Raw genomic sequence first — 19,399 nt, 5'->3', positions numbered from 1 at the left:
TCCGGGCTAGCTCGGACGGCGGCCGATGCTGAGCAGCGGCGCGGCTGGCCTGGCGGCCGGCGCGGCTTGACCGGAGGGCCCACGCCACTTGTGGTGCGCGGAGATGCCGCCGTCGGCGACCAGGTGGTGCGGGGCGGCATGACTGACCGTGGCGTGGACCAGGTCGCCGGGCGCCACCGGAAGCTCGCCGGCGCCCACATGCACCAGCCGGCCGTCGCGCGCCCTGCCCGACATCCGCAGATTCGCCGCGTCCTTCTTGCCCTGAGCCGAGCTCACCAGCACCTGCACCTCGGTGCCCAGCAGTCGCTTGTTCTCCTGCCAGCTGATCTCGTCCTGAAGCTCGATCAACCGTTCGTAGCGCTCCTGCACCACGGCTTTGGGGATCTGGTGCTCCATCGTCGCGGCCGGCGTGCCCGGCCGTGGGGAGTACTGGAAGGTGAACGCGCTGGCGAACCTGGCCCGCCGGACGGCTTCGAGGGTCTGGTCGAAGTCCTGCTCGGTCTCGCCGGGAAAACCGACGATGATGTCGGTGGTGATGGCCGCCTGCGGCATCACCGCTCGCACCCGGTCGATGATGTCGAGATAGCGGGCCTGCCGGTATGACCGCCGCATCGACTTGAGCACCGCGTCCGAGCCTGACTGCATGGGCATGTGCAGCTGCGGGCAGACATTCGGGGTCTCAGCCATCGCGGCGATCACGTCATCGGTGAAATCACGAGGGTGCGGGCTGGTGAACCGGACCCGGTCCAAGCCTTGGACACGCCCGCAGGCGCGCAGCAGCTTGCCGAAAGCGAGGGGGTCACCGAACGACCGGCCGTAGGAGTTGACGTTCTGCCCCAACAGGGTGATCTCGGTGACGCCCTCGGCCACCAGCGCCTCGATCTCGGCCAGCACGTCGCCGGGGCGCCGGTCGGTCTCCTTGCCGCGCAGGCTGGGCACGATGCAGAACGTGCAGCTGTTGTCGCAGCCCACCGCGATCGACACCCAGGCCGAGAAGGCCGAGTCACGCCGGCTGGGCAGGTCCGAGGGGAAGTTTGCCAGGGCCTCGAGGATCTCGACCTGGGCTTGGCCGTTGTGCCGAGCGCGCTCGAGCAGCACCGGCAGGCTGGCCAGGTTGTGGGTGCCGAAGACCACGTCCACCCAGGGCGCCTTCTGCAGCACGGTCGCCTGGTCCTTCTGCGCCAGGCAGCCTCCGACGGCGATCTGCATGCCCGGTCGGGCAGACTTCACCGGCGCCAACTGGCTGAGGTTTCCGTAGAGCCGGTTGTCGGCGTTCTCGCGCACCGCGCAGGTGTTGAACACCACCAGGTCAGCCTCCCGGCCGCTCTGGTCGGCTGCCCGGAGGTAGCCAGCCTGCTCCAGGAGCCCGGCCAAGCGTTCGGAGTCGTGGACGTTCATCTGGCAGCCGTAGGTGCGGATGGCATAGGTCAGGCCCGCGCCGGCTGGGTCGCCCGTGGCCGGGTGAGCAGCCAGGTCGCCCCTGGTCGGGTCACCCGCCAGGTCACCGGTGGCCGGGGTGCGGGCAGGGTCGCCGGTGTGAGCGGCGCTGGACTCGGGACCGGGGGCGGCATTCATATCGGCTCAAGAATACGAGGCCGCACCACCCACCGCTGACCAGGCTCTTAGACGCCTCCCGCCTTGCTCATGGCCGGCCCCTCCCCCACGCCCCTGGACCCAGCGGGTCACAGGCGAGCAGGGCTGCGTCGAGCACGACCTGACGACTCCTCAGCAGGCCGCTGGCCGGCTCAGTGGGCTACCTCGGTGGCTCGCGACTCGCGAACCACCGTCACCCGGATCTGGCCGGGGTAGGTCAGCTCGTCCTCAATCTGCTTGGCTACCTCGCGGGCGATCACGCCGGCGGCCAGGTCATCGACCTGCTCGGGCAGCACCATCACCCGGACCTCGCGGCCCGATTGCATGGCGAAGACCCGCTCGACCCCTGGCCGGGCGGTGGCGATCTCCTCGATCCGCTCAAGCCGCTTGACGTAGGCCTCCAGCGACTCCCGCCGAGCGCCCGGGCGAGCCGCCGAGCACGCGTCGGCCGCCTGGGTCAGCACGGCTTCGACAGTCCTGGGTTGCACCTCGTTGTGGTGGGCCTCCACGGCATGGGCGACCGCTTCGCTCTCGCCGTACTTGCGCAGCAGGTCCGCGCCGATGATGGCGTGGCTTCCTTCGACCTCATGGGTGAGGGCCTTGCCGATGTCGTGCAGGAAGGCCGAGCGCTTGATCAAGCTCGGCTCGAGCCCGAGCTCGCTGGCCATGATGCCGGCGATGTGAGCCGTCTCGGTCAGGTGCCCCAGGACGTTCTGGCCGTAGCTGGTCCGGTACTTCAGCCGCCCCAGGGTGGGAATCAGCCGCTCATCGAGGTCGGTGATGCCGATTTCGGCCAGCGAGTCGCGGGCCGCTCGCAGACACAACTCGTCCACCTCGACCTTGGCCGTCTCATAGATCTCCTCGATGCGGTGCGGATGGATCCGGCCATCGAGCACCAGCTTCTCCAGGGTGATCCGGGCAATCTCTCGGCGAACCGGGTCGAAACACGACAACAGGACGGCCTCAGGGGTGTCGTCGATGATCACGTTGACGCCGGTGACCGACTCGAAGGCTCGGATGTTGCGGCCCTCTCGCCCGATGATGCGGCCCTTCATCTCGTCGCTGGGCAGGTGCAGCACGCTGACCACGGTCTCGGTGGTCTGCTCGCTGGCGACGCGTTGCACCGCGTCGACCACGATCGCCCGGGCCCGGTCGGTCGCTTCGGCGCGCGCCTCGGTCTCGATCGAGCGGACCAGGCTTGCCGCGTCGCGGCGGGCGGCGGCCTCGACAGAGCTGAGCAACTCCACCTTGGCCTCTTCGGCGGTGAGGCCGGCTACCCGCTCCAGAGCCGCTGTGTGCTCGAGTTCGTGCCGGAGCGTCGCCGCGGCCAGCTCGGAGCGCAGCTCCTCCAGCGTGGCGCCCTCGACGTCGAGCTCAGCCCGGCGGGCCTCGATCTCACACACGGCCGAATCCAGATCGGACTCGCGCCGTTCCAGCTCCTCAGCACGCGCGGCCAGATCCTCCTCACGAGCCGTCAACGTTGCCAGCCGGGCCTGTGTCTCTCGCTCCGCAGCGCGCTTGGCGTCGGCGATGAGGTCGGCGGCAGCCGCCTCGGCACGCGCCTTGGCGGCGTCACCGCTGGCTCGGGCCGTGGCCACCTCGGTTTGAGCCGCCCTGCGCAGCGATTCGATCTCGGCGTCGGCCGCGCGCCGGGCCGCGTCGGCTTCTTTCACCGCGCGCTGCCGCACCGCCTCCGCCTCGGCCTCGGCCTCGGCCATCCGGTCCGGGCTGATCACCGCCGCCTGTGGGGCTGTGGCCGTGCCGGCCGCGGAGCGGCCGGCGTAGAGCGACAGGAATCGAAGACCGAGGATGAGGATCAACGCGAATATGGCGGCGATAGCCGCAAACTCACTCAAGTGGCTCACTGAACGTCCTCCTCTCGCGGAGGCGACGCGTCAGTCAAGACCCGTCGCGACAGCACTGCCAGGAGGCGGAGCCGTGCGACGAACGCCTGAACGAACACAGAATGGAGGCGCCTTTCCGCAGAGGCAGCGGCGGCGTTTGCAAGCTCCTTCGGTCCTCGACGTGGCGGTGGTCAACGGGCAAACATGACGTGATGTATGTCAGTGCGTTACGCGTGGGACGCAACGCATCCAGTCTCCTGATCTTGTGAGGTTATGAATGATGAGGCACAGGGTCAAGCCAGCCATGCGGTCTGGTCAGAACCGGAGTCATCAGCTGACGCCCCGACGGCTTCGCGGACTATCTGAAAGGCCATGGACGGCGGATAACCCTTGCGAGCCAGCATTCCTACTAAACGACGCGTTTTGACCTCAGACGTCAGCCGGGTCATCGAGCGCAGCTTGGTCAGCACGAGATGCCGGGCGACCTCTGCCTCAGCGTCGGCGCCTATGCCGCTCACCGCGGCTGCGATCACCGGTTCGTCGACGCCCTTGTCTCGCAATTGGCGGCCGATCTCTCGCACCGCCAGGCCACGATCACGTCGCCGGGACAGGACATAGGCGTCGGCGAATGCGCGATCGTCGACCAATCCGACCTCGGCCAGCCGGTCGAGGACTTTCGTCGACGCCGGCTCGGGAACGCCCCGAGCCGTGAGCGCCTCGTACAGCTCAGCGCGGGTTCGGGCACGCACCGTCAGCAGACGCAGGCACATCGTCCGAGCGACGCTTTCAGGGTCAGCGTCCGGATCAGCGAGGCGGTCATCGAGATCTGTGGGCTCGGCGGGCGGCGGAAATGAGCCACCGCCCGCCGGACGCGAGCGAGCCACTGGCGTTAGAAGTCCACCGGGGCCGGCAACGGCGCCTCTTCAGTCACCTGGGCGCCCACTCCGAGCTTTTCCTTGATCTTCTTCTCGATCTCTTCTGCGAGGTCGGGGTTATCGCGCAAGAAGTTGCGGGAGTTCTCCTTGCCCTGGCCGAGCTGATCGCCTTCGTAGGTGTACCAGGCGCCGGACTTGCGAACGATTCCCTGATCGACACCGACGTCGATCAGCGAACCCTCACGGCTGATTCCCTGGCCGTAGACGATGTCGAACTCCGCCTGCTTGAACGGCGGAGCGACCTTGTTCTTGACCACCTTGACCCGGGTCCGGTTGCCTACCGCTTCGCCACCGTCCTTGAGGGTCTCGATGCGGCGCACGTCCAGGCGCACCGACGAGTAGAACTTCAGCGCCTTGCCACCGGTGGTGGTCTCGGGCGAGCCGAACATGACGCCGATCTTCTCGCGCAGCTGGTTGATGAAGATCGCCGTGGTGCCGGAGTTGCTCAGCGCGCCGGTGATCTTGCGCAATGCCTGGCTCATCAGCCTGGCCTGCAGACCCACGTGGCTGTCACCCATCTCGCCTTCGATCTCGGCGCGGGGCACCAGGGCGGCGACCGAGTCCACGACGATGATGTCCAAAGCTCCCGAGCGAATCAGCATGTCCATGATTTCGAGCGCCTGCTCACCGGTGTCGGGCTGGCTGACCAGCAGCGCGTCGGTGTCAACGCCTAGAGCGCGGGCGTACTCAGGGTCCAGCGCGTGCTCGGCGTCGATGAACGCCGCCACCCCACCGGCAGCCTGGGCGTTGGCGACGGCGTGCAGGGCCACGGTCGTCTTGCCCGAGCTCTCTGGGCCGTAGATCTCCACAATCCGGCCGCGGGGCAGGCCGCCGATTCCGAGCGCGATGTCCAGCGCGATCGAGCCGGTCGGAATCACCTCGATCGGCACGTAGGGCCGCTCGCCCAACCGCATGACCGAGCCCTTGCCGAACTGCTTGTCGATCTGACCCAGTGCGACCTCAAGTGCCTTGTCGCGGTCGAATGCTGCGGCCATCTTTGGGTACCTCTCTCATTTGGCTGTTCCGTCGAGAGCAACGTTAGATCTGACCACCGACACTTTCATCGGCCAAGCGCATCTGTGGAGGACCACGCGCTCGTCCACCAGATTAGCGAACAAGTGTTCGATTGAGGGCGACACGCCGGTGTCAATGCGCCGCTGACCGGCCCCGGCGGCTCAGCGCAGTCGCTGCGGAACGTCGAATTCCTGGCAGAGCGCGCGCCACACCGATTTCGGCGAGTCCCCGCGCGCGATCGCGTCGTTGACGGTCGCGCCGAGGGCGGTCACCCGGTAGTCCGCGGCCAGCGAGTGCGCATAGGCCGATCCGAACCCGGCTTCCATCCGCTGCCAGAACTCACTCAGTCGCACGCCTGGAAGAGTAATGCCCGCGCGGCCGGCCGCGGCTCTCGGGCAAGATCTCCCCATGCCGGTTCCCGCCACCCCCGCACCCGAGCCGCACCGTTGGTACGCCCAGGAGGTGCTGCTCGGCTCCAAGGTCACGCTGGCGCCGCTGCAGCTCGAGCACGCCGAGGGGTACGCGGCGGCGGTGCGCTCCGACGGCGGCGCAGAGGAGGTCTACCGCTGGCTGGGCAGGGCGACGATCCCCGTGACCGCCGAGCTCGCCCGCGCTGAGATCCTGGCCGCGCTGGCAGCCCGAGCCCGCGGGGAGCAGTTTCCGTTCGCCCAGCTCGACGCCGGCACCGGCGAGGTGCTGGGCGCCACCAGCTACTACGAGGTGCGACCCGAGCTGCGGGCGCTGGCCATCGGTCACACCTGGCTGGGCAGGCGGTGGTGGCGCACCGGCCACAACACCGAGTCGAAGCTGCTCCTGCTCAGCCAGGCCTTCGAGGTGCTCGGCGCCGCCCGAGTGGTGTGGCACACCGACGTGCTCAACGAGCGGTCGAGGGCGGCGATCCAACGGCTGGGCGCCCGGCCGGAGGGGGTGCTGCGCAAGCACCGGATCAGAGCCGACGGCACCTGGCGCGACACCGCTCAATACGCCATGACCGACGAGGACTGGCCCGAGGCCCGCGACCGTCTGCGGGCCAGCCTGCGCCGCTGACCCGGCGACCGGGCTCCTCGGGCGTCCCTGTCATACCCCACGCGCACACTGGAGGCATGGACACCATGTTCGCGCCGGCGACCACCGCCTGGTTCGAGGGTGCCTTCGACAGCCCCACCGACGCCCAGACCGGGGCCTGGCAAGCCATCGCCAAAGGCGAGCACACGCTGGTGGTCGCCCCGACCGGCTCCGGTAAGACGCTGGCCGCGTTCCTGTCCGCGATCGACCGGCTGGCCGCGCTGCCGGTTCCCGACGATCCGAACCGGCGCTGCCGGGTGCTCTACGTCAGCCCGTTGAAGGCGCTGGCGGCCGATGTGGAACGCAACCTGCGCTCGCCGCTGGTCGGCATCTCCCAAGCCGCTCGCCGGCTGGAGTTGCCCGAGCCCAGAATCCAGGTCGCGATGCGCTCCGGCGACACCTCGGTCGAGGACCGGCGCGCCTTTGCCCGCCACGGCGCCGACATCCTGATCACCACGCCGGAGTCGCTGTTCCTGCTGCTCACCTCCGCGGCCCGGCAGGCCCTGGCCGGCGTCGAGACCGTCATCATCGACGAGGTGCACGCGGTCGCGGCGACCAAACGCGGCGCGCACCTGGCGGTGAGCCTGGAGCGGCTGGACGCGCTGCTGGACCAGCCCGCGCAACGGATCGGCCTGTCAGCCACCGTCCGGCCGATCGAGGAGGTCGCCACCTTCCTGGCCGGTGGACGGGCCGTGACCGTGGTCCAGCCGCACACAGTCAAGCGGCTGGACCTGGCGGTGGTGGTGCCGGTCGAGGACCTGACCGCGCTCGGTGACGGCCAGCCCGACACCGGGCAGGACCCCCAGCGCCGGGCCTCGATCTGGCCGCATGTCGAGGAGCGGGTGCTGGACCTGATCGACAGCCACACCTCCACCATCGTCTTCGCCAATTCCCGCCGGTTGGCCGAGCGGCTGACGGCACGGCTGAACGACCTGGCTCACGAACGCGATCCCGACCGGGTGGCCGACATCCGGGCCCATCACGGCTCGGTGTCTCGCGAGCAACGCCAGATCGTCGAAGAGGACCTCAAAGCCGGCCGGATACCGGCGGTGGTCGCCACCTCCTCGCTCGAACTGGGCATCGACATGGGCGCGGTGGACCTGGTGGTGCAGGTCGAGTCACCGCCGTCGGTCGCCGCCGGCCTGCAGCGGTTGGGCCGCGCCGGGCACCAGGTCGGCGCGGAGTCGCGCGGCGTGATCTTCCCCAAGTACCGCGGCGACCTGCTCGAGTGCGCCGTGGTGGCCGAGCGAATCCGCGACGGCCAGATCGAGTCCATGCGCTACCCGCGAAATCCGCTGGACGTGCTCGCCCAGCAGATCGTGGCCATGGTCGCGCTGGACACCGTGACGGTGGACGAGGTGGAGCGCCTGATCCGGCGCAGCGCGTCCTTCGCCACCCTCCCCCGCTCCGCCCTCGAGGCGGTGCTGGACATGCTGGCCGGCCGCTATCCCTCTGACGCCTTCGCCGAGTTGCGGCCCCGGCTGGTCTGGGACCGGATCAGCGGAGAGCTGACCGGGAGGGCAGGCGCCCAGCGGCTGGCGGTGACCTCAGGCGGCACCATCCCAGACCGCGGCCTGTTCGGGGTGTTCCTGGCCGCCGCTGACGGCCCCGGCCGCCGGGTCGGCGAGCTGGATGAGGAGATGGTCTACGAATCCCGGGTCGGCGAGGTGTTCCTGCTCGGCTCCTCCTCCTGGCGGATCGAGGACATCACCCACGACCGGGTGCTGGTCAGCCCGGCGCCTGGCCAAGCCGGCAAGATGCCGTTCTGGAAGGGCGACTCGCCCGGGCGGCCGGTGGAGCTGGGCCGGGCGCTGGGGGCGTTCGTGCGCGAGCTCGGCGGCGCCACCGAGGCCGAGGCGATCGGCCGGGCCCGCGCCGCCGGGCTGGATGAATGGGCAGCGACCAATCTGGTCGGCTACCTCACCGAACAGCGGATCGCCACCGGACACCTGCCGACCGACCGCACGATCGTGGTGGAGCGGTTCCGCGACGAGCTCGGTGACTGGCGGCTGGTTATCCATTCGCCGTTCGGCGCGCCGGTGAACGCGCCGTGGGCGCTGGCCATCTCAGCCGCGCTGCGTGAGCGGCATGGCTTGGACGTGCAGTCGATGCACTCCGACGACGGCATCGTGTTGCGGCTGCCCGACACCACGGCAGAAGCCCCGGGCGCGGACATCACCGTCTTCGACCCCGCTGAGATCGCCAGCCTGGTGACCGGCGAGGTGACCAACTCCGCGCTGTTCGCCTCCCGGTTCCGGGAGTGCGCGGCCCGGTCGTTGCTGCTTCCCAAGCGAGATCCGCGCCGACGCGCGCCGCTGTGGCAGCAGCGGCAGCGCGCCAACGCCCTGATGCAGGTCGCCCGTGACTACGGCCAGTTCCCGGTGGTGCTCGAAGCCATGCGTGAGTGCCTGCAGGACGTCTATGACCTGCCCGGCCTGAGCGAGCTCATGCGACAACTTCAGTCCCGCCAGGTCCGGCTGGTCGAGGTCGAGACCACCAGCCCGTCGCCGTTCTCGCAGTCCCTGCTGTTCAGCTACGTGGGCATGTTCCTCTACGACACCGACGCGCCGTTGGCCGAGCGCCGCGCTCAGGCGCTCACCCTGGACACCTCGCTGCTGGCCGAGCTGATGGGCTCGCCCGACCTGCGAGACCTACTCGATGAGAACGCCATCGCCGAGTCCGTCGCCGACGCTCAGAGGCTCAGCGAGACCCGCCAGGTCCGCGGGCCGGACCAGACCCATGACCTGTTGCGCGAGGTCGGTGACCTCAGCACCGCCGAGGCCGTCGCCCGGGGCGCCACCGCCCAAGACCTGGAGCAGCTGCGCTCAGCGCGCCGGGTGATCACCGTGCGGATCGCCGGCGAACTGCGCTGGCTGACCATCGAGGACGCCGGCCGGGTCCGCGACGCTCTCGGGGCCGCGCTGCCGGTCGGGATTCCGGAGGCCTTCACCGAACTGGTCGCAGATCCGCTGGGCGACCTGCTGTCCAGGTACGCCCGAACCCACGGCCCATTCGTCATCGCCGAGCCCGCAGCCCGGTTGGGCTTGGGCGCCGCTGTGGTCCAGGCCGGTCTTGAGCGGTTGGTGGCCACCGGGCAGGTGGTCGCTGGTGAGTTCACGCCTGGCCGGGCCGGGCGCGAATATTGCGGCGCCACCATGCTGCGCACTATCCGACGACGGTCCCTGGCTGCTCTGCGCCGCGAGGTCGAGCCCGCGCCCCAAGCCGTGCTGGCCCGGTTCCTGCCGGAGTGGCAAGGCGTCGGCGGCGCTCGCCGCGCCCGGGGCGTCGACGGCCTGGCCCGGGTGATCGAGCAACTGGCTGGCGTCGCGGTGCCGGCCAGCGCGTTGGAGAGCCTGGTGCTACCGGCCCGGGTCTCGGATTACTCACCGGCGCTGCTGGATGAGCTGACCAGTTCGGGCGAGGTGCTGTGGTGCGGCGCCGGCGCGCTGGCAGGCAATGACGGTTGGCTGACCCTGGTGCCGGCCGGGGCGGCGGCCGAGTTGCTGGCGCCGGTGTCCGATCTCGAGCTGAGCCCGGCGCACAGGGCCATCCTGGCCGCGCTGGACGGTGAGCAGGCGCTGTTCCTGCGCGCCATCGCCGACCGGGTGCGCGCCGAGGCGGCTGATGTGGCCGAGTTGGCCGAGGTGTCTGAAGCTGACATCACCCGGGCGATCTGGGACCTGGCGTTCGCCGGCCTCATCACCAACGACACGCTGGCCCCGGTGCGCGGACGGCTCGGCGGTGGGCGCACCGCGCATAGCCGGCGGCCGGCGGCTCCCCGAGCCCGGTACGGCAGGTTCAACCTGACGGGCGCGGCCTCGGCCGGGGTCGCGCGGCACACCGCGTCCCTTCCCGGCCGCTGGTCCCGGCTGCCCGAGCGCGGCCCCGACGATGCCCACCGGGCGTTGCTGCGCACCGAGGTGCTGCTGGACCGCTACGGCATCCTGACCCGCGGCGAGGTCGCCGCCGAGGGGGTGATCGGAGGCTTTTCAGCGGTCTACCCGGTGCTTCGGCAAGGTGAGGACGCCGGCCGCTACCGGCGTGGCTACTTCGTCGAGGGCCTGGGCGCCGCCCAGTTCGGGCTGACCGGCGCGATCGACCGGCTGCGCAGCCTGACGAGCGAACGGGACCGGAGCACTTCCAGTCCGGGAGAAGCGCTGGTGCTGGCTGCCACCGACCCCGCCAACCCTTACGGGGCGGCTCTGAATTGGCCTGACCGGATGCACCTGCCCGAGCTGGAAGCCGGCAAGCGCGGGCACCAACCGGCCCGCAAGGCGGGGGCCTTGGTGGTGCTGGTCGACGGTGAATGCGCCCTCTACGTCGAGCGTGGCGGCAAGACGCTGCTGTCGTTCACCGGTGATGAGGACCGGCTGCGCGCGGCGGCCACGGCACTGGCCCTCAGCGCCCGAGCCGGCGCGCTGGGCAAGCTGCATGTCGAGTCAGCCGACGGCGACCCAGTCGTGTCCTCGGCGCTGGGCAACGCGCTGGAGCAGGCCGGCTTCAGGCCCTCCCCGCGCGGCCTGCGACTGCGGGCGTGAGCTGAATGCCCGAGGGCGACACCATCTACATCGCCTGCCAGCGCCTGCACACGGCCCTGGCGGGACGGCCGGTGACCCGGTTCGACCTGCGCACGTCCGCCCTGGCGCTAGCGGACCTGACCGGCGCCACCGTCACCGAGGTGACGCCGCGCGGCAAGCACATCCTGATGAGGTTCTCCACCGGGCAGACCCTGCACAGCCATCTCCGGATGGACGGCAGCTGGCTGGTCGGCCCGGCGAAATCCCGGCCGCGGGGGCGCGACTTCGAGATCCGAGCGCTGGTCGGCAACGCCGACTGGCTTGCGGCGGGAGTGCGCGTGCACGACCTGAAGCTGGTGGCGACCGCGGACGAGCACGAGGTAGTCGGTCACCTCGGCCCGGATCTGGTGACGCCGGACTTCGACCGCCCCGAGGCGCTGCGCAGGTACGCCGGTCAACCGGACAGGCCCATCGGGGAGGCGCTGCTCGACCAGCGACTGGCAGCGGGAATCGGCAACGTCTACAAGAGCGAAATCCTCTTTCTCAACAGACTCAGCCCGTTCCTGCCGGTGGCCGAGGTGCCCGATCTCGGCGCGGTCCTGGACGACGCGGCAAGGCTGTTACGCGGCAACCTCGGCCAGTACAGCAGGACTACCACCGGCTGGCGTCAGCCGGGGCAGCAGTACTGGGTGTACGGGCGGGCGGGCAAGGGCTGCCGCCGGTGCGGCGCCCGGGTGCTGCAATGCGAGCAGGGCGAGGACCCGGCGACGGAGCGCATCACCTTCTACTGCCCGTCCTGCCAGGCGGGTGGCCCCGGGCTAGCCGGCAAGGAGCCGGCCCAGGGCTAGCTCGGTCCGGGCCTAGCGCTCGATTCGGGCCTAGCGCTCGATCAAGCCCTAGCGCTCGGTCTCGGCCCGCTCGGTCACGGTCTGGTCCGCGGTCAACGGCGGCTGGCCCTTCTCCAGCGCCGGCGGCGCGCTGTCGGTCAGGGCCGCGGCGCCACCGGCGCCACCGTCACCACCGGTGCCTGAGCCGAGCGAGGCGCGGATCTCAGCCAGCCGTGACTGTCCCGCCAGGTTCGTGGTCGCCCGGCGGACTTCCAGCATCCGGCCCTGGACCGAGTTCTGGGCCAGGTCGGCCTGCCCCAGCGCGTTGGCGTAGCGCCGCTCGATCTTGTCACGCACCTCGTCCAGCGACGGGGTGTTCTTGGGCGCGGCCAGCTCGCCCATCTGGTTCAGCGCCGCCGAGACCTGCTCCTGCATCTTGGCCTGCTCCAGCTGGCCGAGCAGCTTGCTGCGTTGAGCCATCTTCTCCTGCAGCGTCATGGCGTTGTCCTGCACCGCCTGGCGGGCCTGCTGAGCGGCGACTATCGACTGGTCGTGCAGTTGCTTGAGATTGGCAGCCGAAGACTCGGCGGTCACCAGCTGATTGGCCAGCATCCCGGCGGTCTCTTCGAATTGGGCGGCCTTGGCCTCATCACCGGCGGCCCGCGCCTGATCGGCCAGCACCAGAGCCTGCCGGGCCTGGGCCTGCAGACTCTCAATCTCGCCGAGTTGGCGGTCAAGCTGCAGCTCCAGCTGATGCTGGGTGCCGATGACACGCGCAGCCTGATTGTTCAGTCCCACGTGCTGTCGCTGGGCATCTTCGATCGCCTGCCGGATCTGGATCTCCGGGTCAGCATTCTCGTCCACCTTGGCGCCGAACCAGGCTGAGATGTAACGCCAGGCCTTGACTAAGCCGTTCGCCATCGCTGCTACGACCTTCCGGTAACCGTTGGAGACATCCGTCCTCGTCCAGTCTGCATCATGGCCGGCGGCATGGTCCAAACCGGGCTGGCGGGCTGGCTGGCCGGCGGGCCGGTCCCCAGCGTCCGGCTGCAGCCGGTGTCAGGCCGTCGGCAGGCCGGAGAGCAGGACGGCCACATCAGCTGCGATGTCGACCTCCTCTGCCGGCGCGATGATGAATGAGGACAGCCAGCGCAGCACCGTCGGCGTGCCGGCTCGCCCGGACCGCCGCAGCAGCCGCTCGACGGCCTGGGCGACCCGGGCCCAACCCGGGCTGCGCACGTCCACCCGGGCGAGCACGGCAAGGGCGGTGGTGTCCTGACCACCGAGCGCTTCGAGCAACGGGTGCTCAGACACCGCCACCGCGGCGGTGATCAGCGCCTGTGACAGCTCCAGGTGCGACACCGCGGCCACCAGCCGGTCGATCTCGTCGAGCAACAGGGCCGCCAGCACGTCCTCACGGGCGCGGAAGTGGTTGTACAAGGTCGCCTTGGCCACTCCGCCGCGCGCGGCCACCTGCGCCATCGTGATCTTCGTTCCATTCGCCTCGACAGCAGCTCTGGCGCCGTCGAGGATCGCGGCGCGGCTGCGGGCCATCGGACCCGCCGTCCGGGAACTCGCCGCCGCGGCAGAGGTGACCGGGGCCGAACCGGCTCGAGCGGCCTGCGGCCTGCCGGCGCTGGACGGAGCAGCCGGGCCGCTGGGCCGGTTGACGGCGGCGCTGGACGGAGCAGCGGGGCCGCCAAGGGCGGCCTGGCCACCGAGGGCGGCCGAGGCGGCCCGCGGCTGCGCTCCGGGCACGGGGCCCGCGGTGGTGGGTCGAAGCACGAAGTCGGACAACGGGTCAGGACGGCGGGAAGAACTGTGCGTGCTCATACCCCGAAGTTAGGCGGCAGACCGGCGCGCATCACCTAGCCGCACACCCGACACGCCCATTGTCTCGACCGCGGGATGAGGGTTAAGCCCTGCGCAGCGGGGCTGGAGGCGGCTAGGCCGCGACGTGGGGCAGCGACCGGACCTGCGGACCCTCGGCGCCGCGCGGCGCCGGGGTCAGCACCGGAGAGCCACGCCGGGCGCCGAGCACCATCGCCCGCTCGGCCATCGTCTCTTGGCGACGCAGCGTGTCCGAGACCAGCAGGAACACCTCGGACAGCGGAATGTCGAGTGCCTCACAGATCGCGGCCAGCAGCTCCGAGGACGGCTCTTTGTGGCCCCGCTCGATCTCGGACAGGTAGCCCAGGCTGACCCGCGCCGCTGCTGACACCTCGCGAAGGGTGCGGCGCTGGCGCAGGCGGACCGCACGCAGGGTCTCGCCGACCACATGGCGGAGAACTGCCATCTCGCGATACCCCCTTCGTCCACCGATCACGTCATCGGCCCTGAAAGCACCATCGGCCGAGTGGCGATCTTCTGAAATCCAATGCTAGTCCGGTCACCAAGGACGGCGCCGAGCCCGCGAACTAATTTGCTGACAGCGAACTATTTCCAGGCGCTCGTCTCAGTTGGTCCGGCTAGGTGGGAAACCGCGCCGGCGAGAAGTGCGACTGCTTGTTCAACGACGCGCACCCGGATCATGTTCCGGTCCCCGCTGAGATTCAGCTCCGACACCGATTCGATGCCAGCGGCCGGGCCAGGCCCGACGACGCTGAGAAAGACCGTCCCCACCGGCTTGCCGTCCTGGGGCTGCGGCCCGGCCACCCCGGTGACTCCGACGCCCCAGCTTGCCGACAGCCGGCTGCGCACGCCGCGCGCCAGCTCCAGGGCGACCTGGGGGGCTACCGGCCCGTGCTCGGCGAGCAGGTCCTCCGCCACGCCGGCCAGCCGTGTCTTGAGGTCGGTGGCATAGACCACCAACCCGCCGCGAAAGGTGGCGCTGGCGCCGGCGGTGCTGGTCAGCGCCGCCGCCAGCAGGCCGCCGGTCACCGACTCGGCCACCGCCACCGTCTGCTCTAGCTCGCCCAGCATCCGGTGCAGCTGCTGCAGCTGCTCGGCGAGTTCCGGGCTCACCGCGGGCAGCGCGGACGTGGTCATACCCGCACCACCCGCCGCCATCGCAGCGCTCGAGCCACGTAGTCCAGGCCGGTGATGACGGTCAGCACCACCGCGGCTGCCATCACCAGGCTGGCGGCCAGGTGCAGCGCGCCGGACAGCGGCAACACCAGCAACCCGATCGCCACCCCCTGCAGCAAGGTCTTGACCTTGCCGCCACGGCTGGCGGGCATCACGCCGTGCCGGATGACCCAGAACCTCAGCAGCGTCACGCCGACCTCGCGCACCAGGATCACCACCGTCACCCACCAGTGCAGGTCGCCCAGCATCGACAGCCCGACCAGCGCGGTGCCGATCAGCGCCTTGTCCGCGATCGGGTCGGCCAGCTTGCCGAATTCGGTGATCAGGCCACGCTTGCGCGCGACCTCGCCGTCGATCCGGTCGGTGATGCTGGCCACCGCGAAGATCGCCCAGGCAGTCACCCGCCACCCCGTCGAGTGGCCGCTGCCATGAAACAGCGCCGCGGCGAAGAACGGCACCAGCGCCAGTCGCAGCATGGTCAGGGCGTTGGCGAGGTTCCACGCCGACACGGTGGTGACCGGATCGGCGATCGGGTCGGGCCGCGGCTCGAACCCAGTCATCGCGCTGTGCCGGGGACCACGTCGGCGATCAGGTCCGCGCCGTCAGTGCCGACCACCACGGCTCGCACGAGCAGTCCCGGACGCAAGCCGGCCAGCTCGCCGGACAGCCGCACACTACCGTCGCTCTCAGGCGCCTGGTGGCCGGCCCGGCCGATCAGCGCGCCGTCCTCAACCGACTCGATCAGCACCTCGAGGTTCTCGCCCAGCCGGTCCTCGGCACGCTGGTCGATCAGCTCGTTGGCCAGGGTCGAGACCCGCTCCACCCGGCTGGCGATCACGGCCGGGTCGTGCTTGCCGTCGAGCTGCTCGGCCTCGGTGCCGTCCTCGTCGGAGTAACCGAAGACCCCGACCGCGTCGAGCCGCGCGAGGGTCAGGAACCGCTCCAGCTCGGCCACGTCGTCCTCGGTCTCGCCGGGGAAGCCGACGATCACATTGCTGCGTGCGCCAGCGTGCGGCGCCAGCGCGCGAGCCTGCTCGAGCAGTCCCACGAAGGACTCGGTCGAGCCGAACCGCTTCATCCGGCGCAGCACCTGGGGGGCCGCGTGCTGGAAGGACAGGTCGAAGTACGGCAGCACGCCTGGGGTGCTGGCGATCACCTGGAGCAGTGAGGGGCGCAGCTCGGCCGGCTGCAGGTAGGAGACCCGGACCCACTCGATGCCCTCGATCGCGGCCAGCTGGGGCAGCAGCGCCTCCAGGGTCCGCAGGTCGCCCAGGTCCTTGCCGTAGGAGGTGGAGTTCTCACTGACCAGCACCAGCTCCCGGACGCCCTGGTCGGCCAGCCAGCGGGCCTCGGCCAGGATCTCGGCCGGGCCGCGGGAGACGAACGCGCCGCGGAAGGACGGGATGGCGCAGAAGGTGCACCGGCGATCGCAGCCCGAGGCCAGCTTGAGGTAGGCCACCGGGGCGTCATCGAGCCGGGCCCGTGCCACCGTGGGTCCCCAGTGGTGGCCCGGAACGGCCACGTCGGAGACCGCCACCTGGCGCTGCGCCGGGCTGATCGGCAGCAGGGTCCGCCGGTCGCTCGGGGTGTGCGGGGCGATCGGCCGGCCGGCCAGCACGTCATCGAGGCGGGCGTCGATGCTGGAGTAGGAGTCAAAGCCCAGAATGGCGTCGGCCTCGGGCAGGGCGCCGGCCAGCTGATCGCCGTAACGCTCGGCCATGCATCCGACCGCGACCACTTTCTTGCCGCTGTCGGCCGCCGCCAGCAGGGTGTCGATCGAGTCCTTCTTGGCGGAGTCGATGAACGTGCAGGTGTTGACCACGACCACGTCGGCGGTGTCGGCGTCGGCCAGCTGCCAACCCCGGGCGGTCAAGGTTCCTGCCAGCTCCTCCGAATCCACCTCGTTACGGGCACAGCCCAACGTGACGATGGCGACGCTGCTGCTGGCTTGCACTCCGGTGAGCGGTTCGGACACATCCAGCAGGCTACCCGTGACCAGGGCGCCCGCTGTTCGCTCAGGTCCGTTCGGGCGCCGGCTGGGTATCGTGCAGCCATGCCCGAGATCAGCCCAGCGAGTCCGGCTGAGCAAGTCGTGATCCGGCGGGCCCGCACCAGAGACATCCCGATGATCAAGGACCTCATCGACACCTACACCGGCCAGCGGCTGTTGCTGGCCAAGGACACCGTGACCCTGTACGAGTCGGTGCAGGAGTTCCGGGTGGCCGAGTCGGCCGGCACGGTGATCGGCTGCGGCGCGGTGCATGTGCTGTGGGAGGACCTCGGCGAGATCCGGACGCTGGCGGTGGCCCCGGAGCGGCGCGGTCGCCGGATCGGGGACCTGCTGCTGGGCGAGCTGATCGCCGGAGCGCGGGAGCTGGGCCTGCGCCGGCTGTTCGCGCTGACCTTTCAGACCCGGTTCTTCGCACGGCACGGCTTCATCCCGATCGAAGGCGCTCCGGTGGATCCGGAGGTGTACTCGCAGCTGCGCCGCTCCTATGACGCCGGCGTGGCCGAATTCCTCGATCTGGAGTACGTCAAGCCGAACACCCTGGGCAACTCCCGGATGCTGCTCACGCTCGAGGGCCGCTCGACGGCCCCGGACCGAGCGCACCGTCATGTCGAGGCCGAAGGCTCCGCGCGCCTCTCAAGTCCCAAGAAGTAACACCTATACCGTCCGGCACGGAGGTGTTGTCAATGACCGGATTTCAGTTGACCCGCTCGGGTGCTGCCAGCTGGACGGCGCCGACCCGGGACGCCGTCGTCGGCTCCGGCCGCCACGCCTCGCACGCGCGCGCCAGGCTGACGCTGCGCCGGCTGTTCTACCTCGCCCGGCACGCAGCCCGCGGCTAGCGGCCCCGCTTCGCTGCCGGCCCTGACCGCCGCGGTCAGGGCCGTTTGCCGTGCCCGCCCCCAAGGCGCGGGAGGCTCAGAACGACGCCGGCTCGTCCCCGTCGTCGGCCACCAGGTCCTCGGCGCTGCCACCGTTGCGCAGGGTGAACATCAGCCCGGCCAGCTCGTCGGGCTTGACCAGCACATCGCGCGCCTTGGACCCCTCGGACGGGCCCACGATCGAGCGGGACTCCATCAGGTCCATCAACCGTCCCGCCTTGGCGAAACCGACCCTCAGCTTGCGCTGCAGCATCGACGTCGAGCCGAACTGGGTCGAGACGACCAACTCCACTGCCTGCAGGAACACGTCGAGGTCGTCTCCGATGTCGGCGTCGATGTCCTTCTTGGACGCGGCCACCACGGTGACGTCCTCGCGGTAGCTGGGCTGCAGCTGAGCCTTGCAGTGCGCCACGATCGCGTTGATCTCGGAGTCGGTGACATAGGCGCCCTGGATCCGGGCCGGCTTGGAGGCCCCCATCGGCAGGAACAGCCCGTCTCCCTTGCCGAGCAGCTTCTCAGCGCCCGGCTGGTCCAGGATCACCCGGGAGTCGGTCACAGACGAGGTCTTGAAGCCCAGCCGGGACGGCACGTTGGCCTTGATCAGGCCGGTCACCACGTCGACCGAGGGTCGCTGGGTGGCGATCACCAGGTGGATGCCGGCCGCCCGGGCCAGCTGGGTGATCCGCACGACCGCGTCCTCGACGTCGCGCGGGGCCACCATCATCAGGTCGGCCAACTCGTCGACGATCACCAGCAGGTACGGATAGGGCGTGTAGACCCGCTCGCTGCCCGGCGGGGCGGTCAGCTCGCCGTGGCGCACCTTGCGGTTGAAGTCGTCGATGTGCCGGACGCCGGAGGCCTCCATGTCCTCATAGCGCATGTCCATCTCACGAACCACCCAGGCGAGGGCGTCGGCGGCCTTCTTCGGATTGGTGATCACCGGCGTCACCAGATGCGGAATGCCCTGGTAGGCGGCGAACTCGACCCGCTTGGGATCGATCAGCACCATCCGGACCTCGTCAGGGGTGGCCCTGGTCAGCACCGACAGGATGAGTGAGTTGATGCAGGAGGACTTGCCGGCGCCGGTCGCGCCGGCCACCAGCAGGTGCGGCATCTTGGCCAGGTTGGCCACCACGAAGCCGCCCTCGACGTCCTTGCCGAGCCCGGCCACCATCGGGTGGTGGTCCGAGCGCGCCGTCGCGGAGCGGAGCACGTCGCCGAGGCTGACGATCTCCTTGTCGGTGTTGGGGATCTCGATGCCGATCGCGGACTTGCCGGGGATCGGCGACAGGATCCGCACCTCGTTGCTGGCCACGGCGTAGGAGATGTTGCGGCTCAGAGCCGTCACCTTCTCCACCTTGACCGCCGGGCCCAGCTCGACCTCGTAGCGGGTCACGGTCGGCCCGCGCGTGTAGCCCGTCACCTGAGCGTCGATGTCGAACTGCTCGAGGACCTCGGTCAACCGGCTGACCACCTCGTCGGAGGCCTTGGAGCGCGCCTTGTGCACCGACCCGGGCTTGAGCACCTCGTTGGCCGGCAGCGTGTAGGTGACGTCACCCGACAGCGCGAGCTGCTCGACGCGCGCCGGCAGCGGCGTGTGCGGCGGTGGCTCGACCCGGTCGTCGGTCCTCTCGTCGGTGGGCGGCTGCCCCTGCTCGGGAACGCCGGGTCGACGCTTGCCCAACGCC

The 19,399-nt window shown here is 70.1% G+C and carries 17 protein-coding genes; 5 read left to right on the top strand and 12 right to left on the bottom strand.

Annotation, left to right across the window (positions count from 1 at the left end):
• Nucleotides 1–6 precede the first annotated feature (6 nt).
• The 5 genes from miaB to VGB75_15910 all read right to left on the bottom strand — a co-directional run bounded on the left by miaB (nt 7) and on the right by VGB75_15910 (nt 5,739).
• On the bottom strand, nt 7–1,575 hold the full coding sequence (gene miaB, locus VGB75_15930; GenBank protein ID HEY0168533.1) for a tRNA (N6-isopentenyl adenosine(37)-C2)-methylthiotransferase MiaB: 1,569 nt from the start codon (nt 1,573–1,575) through the stop codon (nt 7–9).
• A 170-nt stretch (nt 1,576–1,745) separates the two neighbouring features.
• Entirely contained in the window at nt 1,746–3,458 is a 1,713-nt protein-coding gene (gene rny / locus VGB75_15925; GenBank protein ID HEY0168532.1) for a ribonuclease Y, read from the bottom strand.
• A 272-nt stretch (nt 3,459–3,730) separates the two neighbouring features.
• A complete protein-coding gene (locus tag VGB75_15920; protein ID HEY0168531.1) occupies nt 3,731–4,207 on the bottom strand; it encodes a regulatory protein RecX in 477 nt (158 codons plus the stop codon).
• Between the two features lie 119 nt (nt 4,208–4,326).
• Nucleotides 4,327–5,367, bottom strand: a complete 1,041-nt coding sequence (gene recA / locus VGB75_15915) for a recombinase RecA (GenBank protein HEY0168530.1) — start codon at nt 5,365–5,367, stop codon at nt 4,327–4,329.
• A gap of 180 nt (nt 5,368–5,547) precedes the next feature.
• A complete protein-coding gene (locus VGB75_15910; GenBank protein HEY0168529.1) occupies nt 5,548–5,739 on the bottom strand; it encodes a DUF3046 domain-containing protein in 192 nt (63 codons plus the stop codon).
• Nucleotides 5,740–5,794: 55 nt separating this feature from the next.
• Between VGB75_15910 and VGB75_15905 the strand changes: the two genes are divergently transcribed.
• From VGB75_15905 to VGB75_15895, 3 genes are read left to right on the top strand one after another with little or no spacing between them, the layout of a single operon-like run.
• On the top strand, nt 5,795–6,433 hold the full coding sequence (locus tag VGB75_15905) for a GNAT family protein (protein ID HEY0168528.1): 639 nt from the start codon (nt 5,795–5,797) through the stop codon (nt 6,431–6,433).
• A 56-nt stretch (nt 6,434–6,489) separates the two neighbouring features.
• Complete coding sequence (locus VGB75_15900) at nt 6,490–10,989, top strand: DEAD/DEAH box helicase (protein HEY0168527.1); 4,500 nt, start codon at nt 6,490–6,492, stop codon at nt 10,987–10,989.
• A gap of 5 nt (nt 10,990–10,994) precedes the next feature.
• Nucleotides 10,995–11,816, top strand: coding sequence for a DNA-formamidopyrimidine glycosylase family protein (locus VGB75_15895; GenBank protein HEY0168526.1), 822 nt, complete (start codon nt 10,995–10,997; stop codon nt 11,814–11,816).
• A 48-nt stretch (nt 11,817–11,864) separates the two neighbouring features.
• Here the strand turns inward: VGB75_15895 and VGB75_15890 are convergent, their stop codons facing one another.
• From VGB75_15890 to rimO, 6 genes are all read right to left on the bottom strand, one after another.
• Nucleotides 11,865–12,716 (bottom strand): PspA/IM30 family protein, encoded by an 852-nt coding sequence (locus VGB75_15890; GenBank protein HEY0168525.1) that lies wholly within the window; start codon nt 12,714–12,716, stop codon nt 11,865–11,867.
• A 138-nt stretch (nt 12,717–12,854) separates the two neighbouring features.
• Nucleotides 12,855–13,628 carry a TetR family transcriptional regulator gene (locus VGB75_15885; GenBank protein ID HEY0168524.1) on the bottom strand — a complete coding sequence of 258 codons (774 nt, stop codon included), beginning with the start codon at nt 13,626–13,628 and terminating at the stop codon, nt 12,855–12,857.
• Between the two features lie 112 nt (nt 13,629–13,740).
• Nucleotides 13,741–14,091, bottom strand: coding sequence for a helix-turn-helix transcriptional regulator (locus VGB75_15880; GenBank protein HEY0168523.1), 351 nt, complete (start codon nt 14,089–14,091; stop codon nt 13,741–13,743).
• A 140-nt stretch (nt 14,092–14,231) separates the two neighbouring features.
• Entirely contained in the window at nt 14,232–14,783 is a 552-nt protein-coding gene (locus VGB75_15875) for a CinA family protein (protein HEY0168522.1), read from the bottom strand.
• Nucleotides 14,780–15,382, bottom strand: a complete 603-nt coding sequence (gene pgsA / locus VGB75_15870; GenBank protein ID HEY0168521.1) for a CDP-diacylglycerol--glycerol-3-phosphate 3-phosphatidyltransferase — start codon at nt 15,380–15,382, stop codon at nt 14,780–14,782. The genes VGB75_15875 and pgsA overlap by 4 nt, the downstream gene beginning before the upstream one ends.
• Nucleotides 15,379–16,797 carry a 30S ribosomal protein S12 methylthiotransferase RimO gene (rimO, locus tag VGB75_15865; GenBank protein ID HEY0168520.1) on the bottom strand — a complete coding sequence of 473 codons (1,419 nt, stop codon included), beginning with the start codon at nt 16,795–16,797 and terminating at the stop codon, nt 15,379–15,381. Before rimO ends, pgsA begins: the two co-directional genes overlap by 4 nt.
• 78 nt (nt 16,798–16,875) lie before the next feature.
• Here rimO and VGB75_15860 point away from each other — a divergent pair, with 78 nt between their 5' ends.
• Complete coding sequence (locus VGB75_15860) at nt 16,876–17,484, top strand: amino-acid N-acetyltransferase (GenBank protein HEY0168519.1); 609 nt, start codon at nt 16,876–16,878, stop codon at nt 17,482–17,484.
• A gap of 32 nt (nt 17,485–17,516) precedes the next feature.
• Nucleotides 17,517–17,672, top strand: a complete 156-nt coding sequence (locus tag VGB75_15855) for a hypothetical protein (protein HEY0168518.1) — start codon at nt 17,517–17,519, stop codon at nt 17,670–17,672.
• Nucleotides 17,673–17,748: 76 nt separating this feature from the next.
• Here VGB75_15855 and VGB75_15850 read toward each other — a convergent pair.
• The coding region (locus tag VGB75_15850; GenBank protein ID HEY0168517.1) for a DNA translocase FtsK at nt 17,749–19,399 on the bottom strand (1,651 nt) is incomplete at its 5' end.

Origin of the sequence: Jatrophihabitans sp., assembly GCA_036399055.1 — a bacterium.
GTDB lineage: Bacteria > Actinomycetota > Actinomycetes > Mycobacteriales > Jatrophihabitantaceae > Jatrophihabitans_A.
This window is presented reverse-complemented; position numbering and strand designations above follow the sequence as displayed.